Annotated in this window: 11 protein-coding genes; 2 read left to right on the forward strand and 9 right to left on the reverse strand. The window is 52.4% G+C overall.

Annotated features, from left to right (window positions below; translation table 11 throughout):
- Positions 1-17 precede the first annotated feature (17 nt).
- Together COO59_RS19565 and COO59_RS19570 are read left to right on the forward strand one after the other, a co-directional pair.
- Entirely contained in the window at positions 18-737 is a 720-nt protein-coding gene (locus tag COO59_RS19565) for a hypothetical protein (RefSeq protein ID WP_103061360.1), read from the forward strand.
- The gene (locus tag COO59_RS19570; protein ID WP_103061361.1) at positions 718-1,161 is read left to right on the forward strand and encodes a hypothetical protein; all 444 of its coding nucleotides are present in this window, start codon (positions 718-720) and stop codon (positions 1,159-1,161) included. Before COO59_RS19565 ends, COO59_RS19570 begins: the two co-directional genes overlap by 20 nt.
- A gap of 109 nt (positions 1,162-1,270) precedes the next feature.
- On the opposite strand, the gene rpoC is transcribed toward COO59_RS19570, so the two are convergent.
- The 9 genes from rpoC to COO59_RS19615 form a co-directional block, all read right to left on the reverse strand.
- Entirely contained in the window at positions 1,271-5,494 is a 4,224-nt protein-coding gene (rpoC, locus tag COO59_RS19575) for a DNA-directed RNA polymerase subunit beta' (protein ID WP_103061362.1), read from the reverse strand.
- Positions 5,495-5,590: 96 nt separating this feature from the next.
- Complete coding sequence (rpoB, locus tag COO59_RS19580; protein ID WP_103061363.1) at positions 5,591-9,619, reverse strand: DNA-directed RNA polymerase subunit beta; 4,029 nt, start codon at positions 9,617-9,619, stop codon at positions 5,591-5,593.
- 325 nt (positions 9,620-9,944) lie between these two features.
- The gene (gene rplL / locus COO59_RS19585; protein WP_103061364.1) at positions 9,945-10,310 is read right to left on the reverse strand and encodes a 50S ribosomal protein L7/L12; all 366 of its coding nucleotides are present in this window, start codon (positions 10,308-10,310) and stop codon (positions 9,945-9,947) included.
- A 61-nt stretch (positions 10,311-10,371) separates the two neighbouring features.
- Positions 10,372-10,869, reverse strand: coding sequence for a 50S ribosomal protein L10 (rplJ, locus tag COO59_RS19590; protein ID WP_012772934.1), 498 nt, complete (start codon positions 10,867-10,869; stop codon positions 10,372-10,374).
- A gap of 473 nt (positions 10,870-11,342) precedes the next feature.
- Positions 11,343-12,047, reverse strand: a complete 705-nt coding sequence (rplA, locus tag COO59_RS19595; protein ID WP_103061365.1) for a 50S ribosomal protein L1 — start codon at positions 12,045-12,047, stop codon at positions 11,343-11,345.
- A gap of 3 nt (positions 12,048-12,050) precedes the next feature.
- Positions 12,051-12,479, reverse strand: a complete 429-nt coding sequence (gene rplK, locus COO59_RS19600; protein WP_103061366.1) for a 50S ribosomal protein L11 — start codon at positions 12,477-12,479, stop codon at positions 12,051-12,053.
- Positions 12,480-12,630: 151 nt separating this feature from the next.
- Positions 12,631-13,176 carry a transcription termination/antitermination protein NusG gene (gene nusG / locus COO59_RS19605; RefSeq protein WP_085069543.1) on the reverse strand — a complete coding sequence of 182 codons (546 nt, stop codon included), beginning with the start codon at positions 13,174-13,176 and terminating at the stop codon, positions 12,631-12,633.
- 1 nt (position 13,177) lies between these two features.
- Entirely contained in the window at positions 13,178-13,561 is a 384-nt protein-coding gene (secE, locus tag COO59_RS19610) for a preprotein translocase subunit SecE (protein ID WP_103061367.1), read from the reverse strand.
- 231 nt (positions 13,562-13,792) lie between these two features.
- On the reverse strand, positions 13,793-14,303 hold a 511-nt coding region (locus COO59_RS19615), incomplete at its 5' end, for an EF-Tu C-terminal domain-related protein (RefSeq protein WP_240614168.1).

Raw genomic sequence — 14,303 nt, forward strand, 5'->3', positions numbered from 1 at the left:
GCCGACAGGGAGAGAAAATGGCTAATCGCAATAGCGTCATTGATGGACAGTGCGCACCTGTATCAGATAATGGCCTGGTATATTCCGAAATTCTTGGCTGGATAGATTTAGGCCATGCCAGAGGCATGGATATACTTCAACTTTTATACAAAATGGACATCGGTGAGCACGGTCAAAGCGATTATTATACGGTGTCGTACGGACAAACTATGTATAAAGATTCCACCAGGCGGATAGGTATTGGCAAACACTGTACATGGCGCATAAAACGCGGCCGAAGCTTGCCGCAGCGGCATAGCATTGCGCTGGCAATGATGATGTCTACCGCTATGCGCTTTGAAGCGCTACAGGCTTCCATCCCTTTCAGCTGGAGAACCGACAGCGGCTTTAGCGCAGAAGATTTAGTATCCGACCTTTTTGGCTTTTATCGGGCAATAAGACCTAATAATTATTTTCCCTTCCTCCTGCTGATTAGCAAAGCCGAGGCGTTAGCGCGCTGGGACCACTATGGCCCGCCGGGAAACTATAAGAATAAATTGTTTAAACCCCTGCTGTTTCCCGATCCGCAAAAAAATCGTCATGCCGTGCCGCAGTATGGACAGCTTCCTAACTTTATGATGTCGGTAGAACCCTTTACTAATTTTGCATCAGGTATCGCTGAGATAGTGACGGATAACGGCACTCAGATAAACGTATTTACCCAGCCGAGAACATTTGATGTTAAAAGAACTCCATAGGATAGCGACCATTATCGCCGGTCTGCTGGTGCTGCAGGTATTGATTGCTGGCTATTTTATCGTGCCGATCTGGTGGACTACCGAAGCCCAATACACCGAGCAGGACTGGCTGCAATATCATCTGCTGACACAGGATGAAATAAAGTGCGCGCCGCGCATCACTAAGGATTACATCATTGAATATCATCTGCGGGACGGCCCCTCACCTTATGTGGGAGCAATAAAGTTTAAAGGGGCAACGGAGACCACGCGGCTGGAGCACTATCTGCTGGCATTAGGCTATCGTCCGGCTATTAATCCAATACACGGGAAGATGTGGGCTTCGCCAGACAGAAGCACTACCGCATATATTTATAAGCGTAACAATGAAGTAGAGCTTGCTTTTCTCGATGAGCCTGCGTTCGAATCGTATCTTATCAAATAAGATCAGTGATTAACCCTGGTGGAAATCTGTTTTATATCCTTCTATCCTGTCTGAACCCATAAAAAAACCCTGCCGAAGCAGGGTTTTTGTCTTTCATCACACCTGACGATTACTCGTCGTCGCTGCCACCGAGGCCGGCGTTCAGCAACTCAGCCAGGCTGGCCGTTGCTTCTTCCGCGCTAACCTGCGGCGCCACGGTAGGCTCGCCAGACTGACGGCGACGCATACGATCCTGATGGTAAGCGTAACCGGTACCAGCCGGGATCAGACGACCCACGATAACGTTCTCTTTCAGGCCGCGCAGTTCATCACGCTTGCCTGCTACTGCGGCTTCGGTCAGGACACGTGTGGTTTCCTGGAACGATGCTGCAGAGATGAACGATTCGGTCGCCAGTGACGCTTTGGTAATACCCAACAGGTCGCGAGCGTAAGTTGCGCCCACTTTGCCGTTGGTTTCCAGATCGCGGTTGGCAATCTTCACGCGTGAGTATTCTACCTGCTCGCCTTCCAGGAAATCGGAGCTGCCCGCGTTGTCGATGGTTGCTTTACGCAGCATCTGACGCACGATAACTTCGATGTGTTTATCGTTAATCTTAACGCCCTGCAGACGGTATACGTCCTGCACTTCGTTAACGATATAACGTGTAACAGCCTGAACGCCACGCAGACGCAGAATATCATGCGGTGATTCCGGACCATCGGAGATTACGTCACCACGTTCTACGCGCTCACCTTCAAATACGTTGAGCTGACGCCATTTCGGGATCATCTCTTCGTACGGATCGCTACCGTCGATCGGCGTAATCACCAGACGACGCTTACCTTTGGTCTCTTTACCGAAGGAGACGATACCGCTGATTTCAGCCAGGATCGCCGGTTCTTTCGGACGACGCGCTTCAAACAGGTCAGCAACGCGCGGCAGACCACCGGTAATATCTTTAGTACCGCCAGATTCTTGCGGCACACGCGCCAGAGTATCACCAGAGCTGATTTTCACACCGTCTTCCAGCTGGACAATCGCTTTGCCCGGCAGGAAGTACTGTGCCGGCATATCGGTGCCTGGGATCAGTACGTCGTTACCGTTAGCGTCAACGATTTTCAGCGCCGGACGCAGATCTTTACCACCAGCGGTACGTTCTGCGGTATCCAGTACTACCAGCGAAGAAAGACCGGTCAGCTCGTCAGTTTGACGGGTGATGGTCTGGCCGTCGATCATGTCGGTAAAGCGGATGAAACCGCTCACTTCGGTGATAACCGGCATGGTGTGCGGATCCCAGTTCGCTACCGTTTCACCGGCATTAACCTGCTCACCGTCACCTTTCGCCATGGTAGCACCGTAAGGCACTTTATAGCTTTCTTTGGTGCGCCCGAATTCGTCGATCATTTTCAGTTCAACGTTACGGGAGGTAATTACCAGCTTGCCAGCGGAGTTCGTTACCGACTTGGCGTTGGTCAGCTTGATAGTACCTTTGTTCTTAACCTGAATGCTGGATTCAGCAGCCGCACGCGATGCCGCACCACCGATGTGGAAGGTACGCATCGTCAGCTGTGTACCCGGTTCACCGATAGACTGCGCCGCGATAACGCCGATAGCCTCACCGTTGTTGATGATGTGGCCACGTGCCAGGTCACGACCGTAGCAGTGTGCGCACACACCGAAGTCGGTTTCACAGGCAACAACAGAGCGGACTTTAACGCTGTCGACAGAGTTCTGCTCCAGTACGTCACACCAGTGCTCATCAAGCAGCGTGTTACGAGATACCAGAATGTCAGCGGTGCCCGGCTTCAGAACGTCTTCCGCCGTTACACGGCCGAGAACGCGCTCACGCAGCGGCTCTTTAACATCGCCACCTTCGATAACCGGCGTCATCATGATGCCTACATGCGTACCACAGTCATCTTCGGTAACAACCAGGTCCTGCGCCACGTCAACCAGACGACGGGTCAGATAACCGGAGTTTGCCGTTTTCAGTGCGGTATCCGCCAGACCTTTACGCGCACCGTGCGTGGAGATGAAGTACTGGAGTACGTTCAGACCTTCACGGAAGTTCGCGGTGATCGGCGTTTCAATGATGGAGCCATCCGGCTTCGCCATCAGACCACGCATACCAGCCAGCTGACGAATCTGAGCGGCGGAACCACGCGCACCAGAGTCGGCCATCATAAAGATGCTGTTAAAGGAAACCTGTTTTTCCTCTTCGCCGTTACGGTTGATGACCGTTTCGGTAGAGAGGTTTTCCATCATCGCCTTAGCAACACGTTCGTTCGCTGCGGCCCAGATATCGATAACCTTGTTATAGCGTTCGCCAGCGGTTACCAGACCAGACTGGAACTGTTCCTGAATCTCAGCCACTTCCGCTTCCGCTTCGGTGATGATTTCCACTTTCTTCGCCGGGATAACCATATCATCGATACCAACGGAAGCGCCTGAACGGGCTGCGTAGGCAAAACCGGTGTACATGGTCTGGTCAGCAAAGATAACGGTCGGCTTCAGGCCCAGAATGCGGTAACAGGTGTTCAGCATTTTGGAGATCGCCTTTTTACCCAGCGCCTGGTTGACGATGGAGTACGGCAGACCTTGCGGTACGATCATCCACAGAATCGCACGACCGATAGTGGTATCGATCAGGCTGGTTTTCGGGATGAAATCGCCCTGCTCATTTTTTTCGTATTCAGTGATACGCACTTTAACGCGTGCATGCAGCTCGGCCAGGCCAGCGCGATAAACACGCTCAGCTTCTTTCGGGCCGGTCAGCACCATGCCTTCGCCTTTGGCGTTCACTTTGTCGCGGGTCATGTAGTACAGACCCAGTACAACGTCCTGAGACGGAACGATAATAGGTTCGCCGTTCGCCGGAGACAGAATGTTGTTGGTCGACATCATCAGCGCACGCGCTTCCAGCTGGGCTTCCAGCGTCAGCGGTACGTGAACGGCCATCTGGTCACCATCGAAGTCGGCGTTATAGGCCGCACAAACCAGCGGGTGCAGCTGGATAGCTTTACCTTCGATCAGAACCGGTTCAAAAGCCTGAATACCCAGACGGTGCAGCGTCGGCGCACGGTTCAGCAGAACCGGGTGCTCACGGATAACCTCATCCAGAATATCCCAAACGACCGCTTCTTCACGCTCAACCATTTTCTTGGCAGCTTTGATGGTGGTAGCAAGACCACGCAGCTCCAGCTTGCCGTAGATGAACGGTTTGAACAGTTCCAGCGCCATTTTCTTCGGCAGGCCGCACTGATGCAGACGCAGGTAAGGACCTACGGTAATAACGGAACGACCAGAATAGTCGACGCGTTTACCCAGCAGGTTCTGACGGAAACGACCCTGCTTACCTTTGATCATGTCAGCCAGCGACTTCAGCGGACGCTTGTTGGAGCCAGTAATGGCGCGACCACGACGGCCGTTATCCAGCAGCGCATCTACCGCTTCCTGCAGCATACGTTTTTCGTTACGTACGATGATGTCCGGCGCAGCCAGATCCAGCAGGCGTTTCAAACGGTTGTTACGGTTAATGACGCGACGATAAAGATCGTTCAGGTCAGAAGTCGCAAAACGACCGCCGTCCAGCGGAACCAGCGGACGCAGATCCGGCGGCAGTACCGGCAGCACCGTCAGGATCATCCACTCCGGCTTGTTGCCAGACTGAACGAAGGCTTCCAGCAGCTTGATACGCTTGGTCAGCTTTTTACGTTTGGTCTCGGAGTTGGTTTCGTTCAGCTCTTCACGCAGCTGCTCGCATTCCTGCTCCAGATCCATATTTTTCAGCAGCGCCTGGATCGCTTCCGCGCCCATCTTCGCGTCGAATTCGTCGCCAAACTCTTCCAGCGCATCCAGATACTGCTCTTCAGTCAGGATCTGACGCTTCTCAAGATTGGTCATGCCGCCTTCAACCACGACATAAGATTCGAAGTACAGCACGCGTTCAATATCACGCAGCGGCATATCCAGCAGCAGACCGATACGGGACGGCAGCGACTTCAGGAACCAAATGTGCGCAGTCGGGGAAGCCAGCTCGATGTGGCCCATACGCTCACGGCGCACTTTAGTCTGGGTCACTTCAACGCCGCACTTCTCACAGATAACACCGCGGTGTTTCAGGCGCTTGTACTTACCGCACAGGCACTCATAGTCTTTTACCGGCCCGAAGATACGGGCGCAGAACAGACCATCACGCTCTGGCTTGAAGGTACGGTAGTTAATGGTTTCCGGCTTTTTCACTTCACCGAAAGACCAGGAACGGATCATGTCTGGCGAGGCCAGAGCAATTTTGATCGCATCAAACTCTTCGGTTTTAGTTTGCGCTTTCAGAAACTTAAGTAAGTCTTTCACGGATTAGCTCCCGTCGGAGTGAGACTTCTCAAGAAAGCCCGGGCAAGCCCGGACTCTCTTGTAACCAGTACGACTGCGAGTGCTACCTTGCGGTAATTACTCGTCTTCCAGCTCGATGTTGATACCCAGCGAGCGGATCTCTTTCAACAGTACGTTGAAGGATTCCGGCATGCCCGGTTCCATCTGATGGTTGCCGTCCACGATGTTTTTATACATCTTGGTACGACCGTTAACGTCATCAGACTTAACGGTGAGCATTTCCTGCAGCGTGTAGGCCGCGCCATAAGCTTCCAGCGCCCACACTTCCATCTCACCGAAGCGCTGTCCACCGAACTGTGCCTTACCACCCAGCGGCTGCTGAGTAACCAGGCTATAAGAGCCGGTAGAACGTGCGTGCATCTTGTCATCAACCAGGTGGTTGAGTTTCAGCATGTACATGTAGCCAACGGTAACCGAACGCTCGAACTGCTCGCCAGTACGGCCATCAAACAGGGTGATCTGGCCAGAAGTCGGCAGATCGCCAAGCTGCAGCAGCTCTTTGATTTCGCTCTCTTTCGCGCCATCAAACACCGGCGTTGCGATCGGCATACCTTTCTTCAGGTTCTCAGCCAGGCGCAGCACTTCATCATCAGAGAAGGTGTTCAGATCAACACGCTGACGAACGTCGGCGCCCAGATCGTAAGCACGCTGGATAAACTCACGCAGCTTAGCCACCTCTTCCTGCTTCTTCAGCATTGCATTGATTTTGTCACCAATGCCTTTGGCCGCCATGCCCAGGTGCGTTTCCAGAATCTGACCGATGTTCATACGTGACGGTACGCCCAGCGGGTTCAGTACGATATCGACCGGCGTACCGTTCTCATCGTAAGGCATATCTTCGATCGGGTTGATCTTGGAGATAACACCTTTGTTCCCGTGACGACCTGCCATCTTGTCACCAGGCTGAATCTGACGTTTAACGGCCAGATACACTTTAACGATTTTCAGCACGCCTGGTGCCAGGTCATCGCCCTGAGTGATTTTGCGGCGCTTAGCTTCAAGTTTCTTCTCAAACTCGTGCTTCAGCTCATCGTACTGTTCAGCCAGCTGCTCCAGCTGATTCTGTTTCTGCTCGTCGGTCAGGCCCAGTTCCAGCCAACGCTCACGCGGCAGCTTGTCCAGTTTTTCCGCTTCCACGCCGCCGGAAACCAGCACTGAGTGGATACGGGCAAACAGACCGGCTTCAAGGATCTGCAGTTCTTCAGTCAGGTCTTTTTTCGCCTGCTTCAGCTGCATCTCTTCGATTTCCAGCGCGCGTTTGTCTTTTTCCACGCCATCGCGGGTAAAGACCTGCACGTCGATAACGGTACCTGAAACGCCGTTTGGTACACGCAGAGAAGAGTCTTTAACGTCAGACGCTTTCTCACCGAAGATCGCACGCAGCAGTTTCTCTTCTGGCGTCAGCTGAGTTTCACCTTTCGGCGTTACCTTACCAACCAGAATGTCGCCGCCGGTCACTTCCGCACCGATATAAACGATACCGGATTCATCCAGCTTGGAGAGCGCAGCTTCACCCACGTTAGGGATGTCAGCGGTGATCTCTTCTGGCCCCAGTTTGGTGTCACGCGACACGCAGGCCAGTTCCTGGATATGAATCGTTGTAAAGCGATCTTCCTGTACTACGCGCTCGGAGACCAAAATGGAGTCTTCGAAGTTGTAGCCGTTCCACGGCATGAACGCTACGCGCATGTTCTGACCCAGCGCCAGTTCACCCAGATCGGTGGACGGGCCATCAGCCAGCACGTCGCCGCGCTCAACCGGCTCACCCAGAGACACGCACGGCATCTGGTTGATGCAGGTGTTCTGGTTAGAACGGGTATATTTAGTCAGGTTGTAGATGTCGATGCCGGCTTCGCCCGGATACATCTCTTCTTCGTTAACTTTGATAACGATACGAGAAGCATCAACATACTGTACGGTACCACCACGTTTCGCTACGGCGGTTACACCGGAGTCAACCGCTACCGCACGTTCCATACCGGTACCTACCAGCGGCTTATCAGCACGCAGGGTCGGAACCGCCTGACGTTGCATGTTCGCACCCATCAGGGCGCGGTTAGCATCATCGTGCTCCAGGAACGGGATCAGGGACGCACCGACAGAAACCACCTGCTGAGTGGAAACGTCCATGTAGTCAACCTGGTCGCGGCTGAACAGGCTCGATTCGCCTTTGCTACGGCAGGTCACCAGGTCGTCTACGAAGTGACCTTCGTCGTCGAGATTGGTGTTCGCCTGAGCAATAACGTAGTTACCCTCTTCAATAGCAGAGAGGTAATGAATTTCGTCGGTGACCACGCCATCGATAACGCGACGATACGGCGTTTCAAGGAAGCCGTATTCGTTAGTCTGCGCATAGACCGACAGGGAGTTGATCAGACCGATGTTCGGGCCTTCCGGCGTTTCGATTGGACATACGCGACCATAGTGAGTCGGGTGTACGTCTCGAACTTCGAAGCCTGCACGCTCACGCGTCAGACCGCCTGGGCCCAGAGCAGAGATACGACGCTTGTGCGTAATCTCAGACAGCGGGTTGTTCTGGTCCATAAACTGAGACAGCTGGCTGGAACCAAAGAACTCTTTCACCGCCGCAGAGATCGGCTTGGCGTTAATCATATCCTGCGGCATCAGGGTATCGAGGTCGCCCAGAGAGAGACGCTCTTTAACCGCACGCTCAACGCGCACCAGACCTACACGGAACTGGTTTTCTGCCATTTCGCCTACGGAACGGATGCGACGGTTGCCAAGGTGGTCGATATCGTCCACTTCGCCTTTACCGTTACGGATTCCGATAAGCTTCTTCATCACTTCGATGATGTCTTCTTTGCTCAGGATACCGGAGCCTTCGATTTCATCACGCAGCAGAGAACGGTTGAACTTCATGCGGCCAACCGCAGAAAGATCGTAACGGTCTTCTGAGAAGAACAGATTCTCGAACAGGTTTTCCGCAGCTTCACGCGTCGGCGGCTCGCCAGGACGCATCATGCGATAGATCTCAACCAGCGCGCTCAGGCGATCGTTGGTTGGGTCAACGCGCAGCGTCTCGGAGATGTATGCGCCGTGGTCAAGGTCGTTGGTAAACAGCGTTTCGATACGCTTATGGCCCGACTGGCTCAGTTTAGCCAGCAGATCCAGCGACAGCTCCATGTTAGCGGCTACGATCAGCTCACCGGTGCTCTCGTCAACGTAGTCTTTAGCAACCACTTTGCCTGCGATATATTCCACCGGCACTTCGATATGCTGAATACCATCTTTTTCCAGCTGACGAATGTGACGCGCGGTAATACGACGGCCTTTCTCAACGTAGACCGTGCCGTTCGATTCGATATCGAAAGAGGCGGTTTCGCCACGCAGACGCTCAGGCACCAGTTCCATCTGCAGCTTGTTGTCACGGATTTCAAACACGACTTTTTCGAAGAACAGATCGAGGATCTGCTCAGTCGTGAAGCTCAGCGCACGCAGAATGATACTGGCCGGCAGTTTACGACGACGGTCAATACGGACGAACAGGTTGTCTTTCGGGTCAAACTCAAAGTCAAGCCATGAACCGCGGTAAGGGATGATACGTGCGTTATACAGCACTTTACCCGAAGAGTGGGTTTTACCCTTATCGCTGTCAAAGAATACGCCAGGACTACGATGCAGCTGAGAAACGATAACCCTTTCAGTACCGTTGATCACAAAGGTACCGTTTTCGGTCATGAGCGGAATTTCGCCCATGTAAACTTCTTGTTCTTTGATGTCTTTAACGGTGCCTTCCGGCGCTTCGCGCTCGTAGATCACCAGGCGCAGTTTTACGCGCAGCGGAGCAGAATATGTCACGCCACGGATCTGACACTCTTTAACATCAAATACTGGTTCGCCTAAGCGGTAGCTGACGTACTGCAGCTCAGAGTTGCCGCTATAGCTCTGAATAGGGAATACGGAACGGAATGCAGCTTCCAGTCCATATTGGCCTTCCGGATCTTGCTCGATAAACTTCTGGAACGAGTCAAGCTGGATAGAAAGGAGATAGGGTATGTCCAAAACCTGCGGACGTTTGCCAAAATCCTTACGAATGCGTTTTTTCTCGGTATAGGAGTAAACCATAGGGTTCCTCAGCTAGCTGACAAGTCGACCCACTCTGTCCGTCCTGAAGGACAGTTCATGCAACACTATTTTGTTTTCCGGAAAGTGCGAGACACCTTCCGCAATACGTCTTTCTATCACTCTTAAATCATTTCATTGCTGTTGCATGGGCAGGGAACCCTGCAGGGAAGCAGTATATTAAGGCGTCGATAGAAAAAGATATTGAAGACGCTCAATGGACAAACAGTGCGAAACCCCATTGAGGCCCTGTAGCGCAAAAAGGCTGGTGACCAAAAAGTCACCAGCCATCAGCCTAAAAAGTCAGGCTGCAACCTGGAGGGTTGGCTTATTTAACTTCAACTTCAGCGCCAGCTTCTTCCAGGGATTTTTTCAGAGCTTCAGCGTCATCTTTGCTGATGCCTTCTTTCAGCGCAGCCGGTGCAGACTCAACCAGATCTTTCGCTTCTTTCAGGCCCAGGCCAGTTGCGCCACGTACTGCTTTGATCACAGCAACTTTGTTAGCGCCAATAGCTTTCAGGATAACGTCGAACTCAGTTTTTTCTTCAACAGCTTCAGCCGGGCCAGCAGCAACAGCTACAGCGGCAGCAGCAGAAACGCCGAATTTTTCTTCCATAGCGGAAACCAGTTCAACCACTTCCATTACGGACATAGCGGCTACTGCTTCCAGAATTTGATCTTTAGTGATAGACATGACAATTGTTCCTAAGAATCAGAAAATAGTGTGTACGTAAAAGTGCGTAGTAAAAAAGGCCTTAAGCGGCTTCTTTTGCATCGCGTACGGCAGCCAGAGTGCGGACCAGTTTGCCTGCAGCGGCTTCTTTCATGGTCGACATCAGACGTGCCAGTGCTTCTTCGTAGGTCGGCAGCGTTGCCAGACGGTCAATTTGTGCCGCCGGGATCAGCTCACCTTCAAAGGCTGCAGCTTTGACCTCAAATTTTGCATTCGCTTTCGCGAACTCTTTGAACAGACGAGCAGCAGCGCCCGGGTGTTCCATAGAGTATGCAATCAGGGTCGGACCAACAAACGTGTCTTTCAGGCACTCAAACTGAGTACCTTCTACGACGCGGCGCAGCAGGGTGTTACGAACAACACGCATGTAAACGCCAGCTTCACGACCTGCTTTACGCAGTTCAGTCATTTTATCTACGGTAACGCCACGAGAATCCGCAACAACCGCAGACAGCGCGCCTTTGGCTACTTCGCTGACTTCAGCAACAATCGCTTGTTTGTCTTGAAGATTTAATGCCATTAGCTTTTGCTCCTGGATTTTAGCCGGAGGAAGAATTCCTCCGAAACTCACTTCACCTGGCAACCGGAAGGAAGCCAGGCGCTAAAACACGGTGAGCAGAATCCAGAAAATAAAAATATTCTTCAGGCTCTGTCACCGTCTACGCAGGAATATTAAGTCCCATCCCCTTTATCTTTCGAACCGCTGCTGTATTGGCTGCCTTCACTCACCACCGTCGCTTATTTAAGTAAGCGCCTGAGGATTTGTTCAGTTGCCGCCTTGCTGCAACTCGAAATCTATTGGGTATCGATAAGACCCCTGCGGTCTTGGACGGAGGCCTGGATAAGGCCAGGCTCCAACCGAAAATCTGTTGCCTATCTTTTTTCTTCAGCAGCCTTACCGGCGCTAAAGAACTAAGCTTAAGCATGCGTTCTGTTTAACAGAACAACGGGCGTAAGATTCTAGTAGAAACTTTCGCCCGCGTAAAGCGATTATTAATTCGCCACTGCAGTCAGGCCAGCCTGGTCGATGGCAACGCCAGCGCCCATGGTGGTAGACAGGCTAACTTTCTTGATGTACACGCCTTTCGCCTGAGATGGTTTTGCTTTTTTCAGCGCAACCAGCAGAGATTCCAGGTTTTCTTTCAGTTTGTCAGCGTCGAAATCAACCTTACCGATAGTGGTATGGATGATGCCGTTTTTGTCATTGCGGTAGCGAACCTGGCCTGCTTTAGCATTTTTAACTGCTTCAGCGACGTTCGGCGTTACCGTACCCACTTTCGGGTTCGGCATCAGGCCGCGCGGGCCCAGAACCTGGCCCAACTGGCCAACAACGCGCATAGCATCCGGAGATGCGATAACAACGTCAAAGTTCATTTCGCCTTTTTTGATCTGCTCAGCCAGATCTTCCATACCTACCAGCTCTGCGCCAGCTGCTTTAGCAGCTTCAGCGTTCGCGCCCTGGGCAAATACCGCAACGCGTACAGAGCGACCGGTACCGTGCGGCAGTACAGTTGCGCCACGCACGTTCTGGTCAGATTTACGAGCGTCGATGCCGAGGTTTACAGCAACGTCAACGCTTTCAACGAATTTAGCGGTAGCCAGTTCTTTCAGCAGAGCAACAGCTTCGTTGATGTCGTACTGTTTGGTAGAATCAACTTTGTCACGGATCACGCGCATGCGCTTGGTCAGCTTAGCCATTTCTTAGTCCTCCACTACCAGGCCCATGGAACGAGCAGTACCTTCGATAGAGCGAGTCATCGCTTCTACGTCAGCACCAGTCATGTCCGCAGCTTTGGTTTCTGCGATTTCACGTACCTGAGCACGGGTTACTTTACCGACTTTGTCTTTGTTCGGCTTGCCGGAACCAGACTTGATACCCGCCGCTTTTTTCAGCAGCACAGCTGCCGGAGGCGTTTTGGTAACGAAGGTGAAAGAACGGTCAGAATAAACGGTAATAACAACCGGAATCGGCAGACCTTTTTCCATGCTTTCTGTTTTGGCGTTAAACGCTTTACAGAATTCCATGATGTTAACGCCCTGCTGACCCAGAGCCGGACCTACTGGCGGACTCGGGTTAGCCATACCGGCTGCAACCTGCAGCTTGACGTAGGCTTGTACTTTCTTAGCCATGATATTTCCTCTTTTGGGTATAACGCCGTTTAAGGCTTCCCGTGATTAATCTTTCACATGGCATTGAAGCCACATAAAAACAAAAGGCGCGAAATTGTAGGGCAATTTCGCGCCTTCTGCAACCCTTATTCGAAAAGTTCGACCGGGTAATTTAACCTTTTTCGACCTGACCGAAATCAAGCTCAACCGGTGTGGCACGGCCAAAAATAGAGACAGAAACCTTCAGGCGGCTCTTCTCATAATCAACCTCTTCCACCACGCCGTTAAAGTCGGCAAACGGACCATCGTTAACGCGAACCATTTCACCCGGCTCAAACAGCGTTTTCGGACGGGGTTTATCACCAACCTGCTGCAGACGGTTCATGATCGCGTCGACTTCTTTATCGCTAATCGGTGCCGGACGATCGGAAGTCCCGCCAATGAATCCCATAACGCGCGGAACACTGCGCACCAGGTGCCAGCTCGCGTCATTCATAACCATTTGCACCAGGACGTAGCCTGGGAAGAATTTGCGCTCGCTTTTACGACGCTGGCCGCCACGAATTTCTACCACTTCTTCAGTGGGAACCATGACTTCGCCAAACAATTCTTCCATGTTGTGCAATTTGATATGCTCACGCAGCGATTGTGCTACGCGCGCCTCAAAACCGGAAAACGCCTGAACGACGTACCAGCGCTTTTTTGGAGCTTCAGACATCTCAGAACCTCAGGCCAGTGATAAACGATACCAGACGGACCAGAATACCATCCAGCCCCCACAAAATCAGTGACATCACGGCAGTAACCGCGGCAACGATTAACGTGGTATGCAGCGTTTCTTGACGCGTAGGCCAAATGACTTTGCGCACTTCGGTTCTGGCTTCACGTGCGAAAGCCAGCGTTGCTTTACCCTTCGTCGTCAACAGTGCGATGCCGCCTGCCGCCGCGATAAGAACAACAACAGCCAATGCGCGCAGCGGTAAGGTCACTTCGCGATAATAGAAGTTGCCTACGATTGCTACGATCAGCAAAATGGCGACGACTACCCACTTTATCGCTTCCAGGCCGCGCCCGCTTCCTTGAGCTTCGGTATTAGCACTCATAAACCAACCTGCCACATAAATCAGAAACAATTTTGCCCCGCGCATGCGAGGCAGCCAAACCGAATGCAGCTGTTGAGGCGTAACTCGGTCGATCACGCCGTGCTACAGAGCCTGTCTCAGCAATGATTATGAGCTGAAAATCACTGATGAGCCAGGTTCTATGTTACAGCGTATAAAAAGGGCATCAAATGATGCCCTCTTCTTGTACGTTGCGTCAAATGTTATCGGCGATTAGCCCAGAACTTTAGCAACAACGCCCGCGCCAACGGTACGGCCGCCTTCGCGGATTGCGAAACGCAGACCGTCGTCCATCGCGATCGGGTGGATCAGGGTAACAACCATTTTGATGTTGTCGCCCGGCATTACCATCTCAACGCCTTCCGGCAGTTCGATGGTGCCAGTCACGTCAGTCGTACGGAAGTAGAACTGAGGACGGTAGCCTTTGAAGAACGGAGTGTGACGGCCGCCTTCGTCTTTGGACAGAATATAAACTTCTGATTCGAACTGAGTGTGCGGCTTGATGGAGCCCGGCTTAGCCAGAACCTGGCCACGCTCGATCTCTTCACGCTTGATACCACGCAGCAGAACACCAACGTTCTCACCAGCACGGCCTTCGTCCAGCAGTTTGCGGAACATTTCAACGCCGGTACAGGTAGATTTCGCCGTATCTTTGATACCAACGATTTCCACTTCTTCACCCACTTTGACCACGCCACGCTCAACACGACCGGTAACAACGGTA

Source organism: Mixta theicola (assembly GCF_002895925.1).
Classification (GTDB): Bacteria; Pseudomonadota; Gammaproteobacteria; order Enterobacterales; family Enterobacteriaceae; genus Mixta; species Mixta theicola.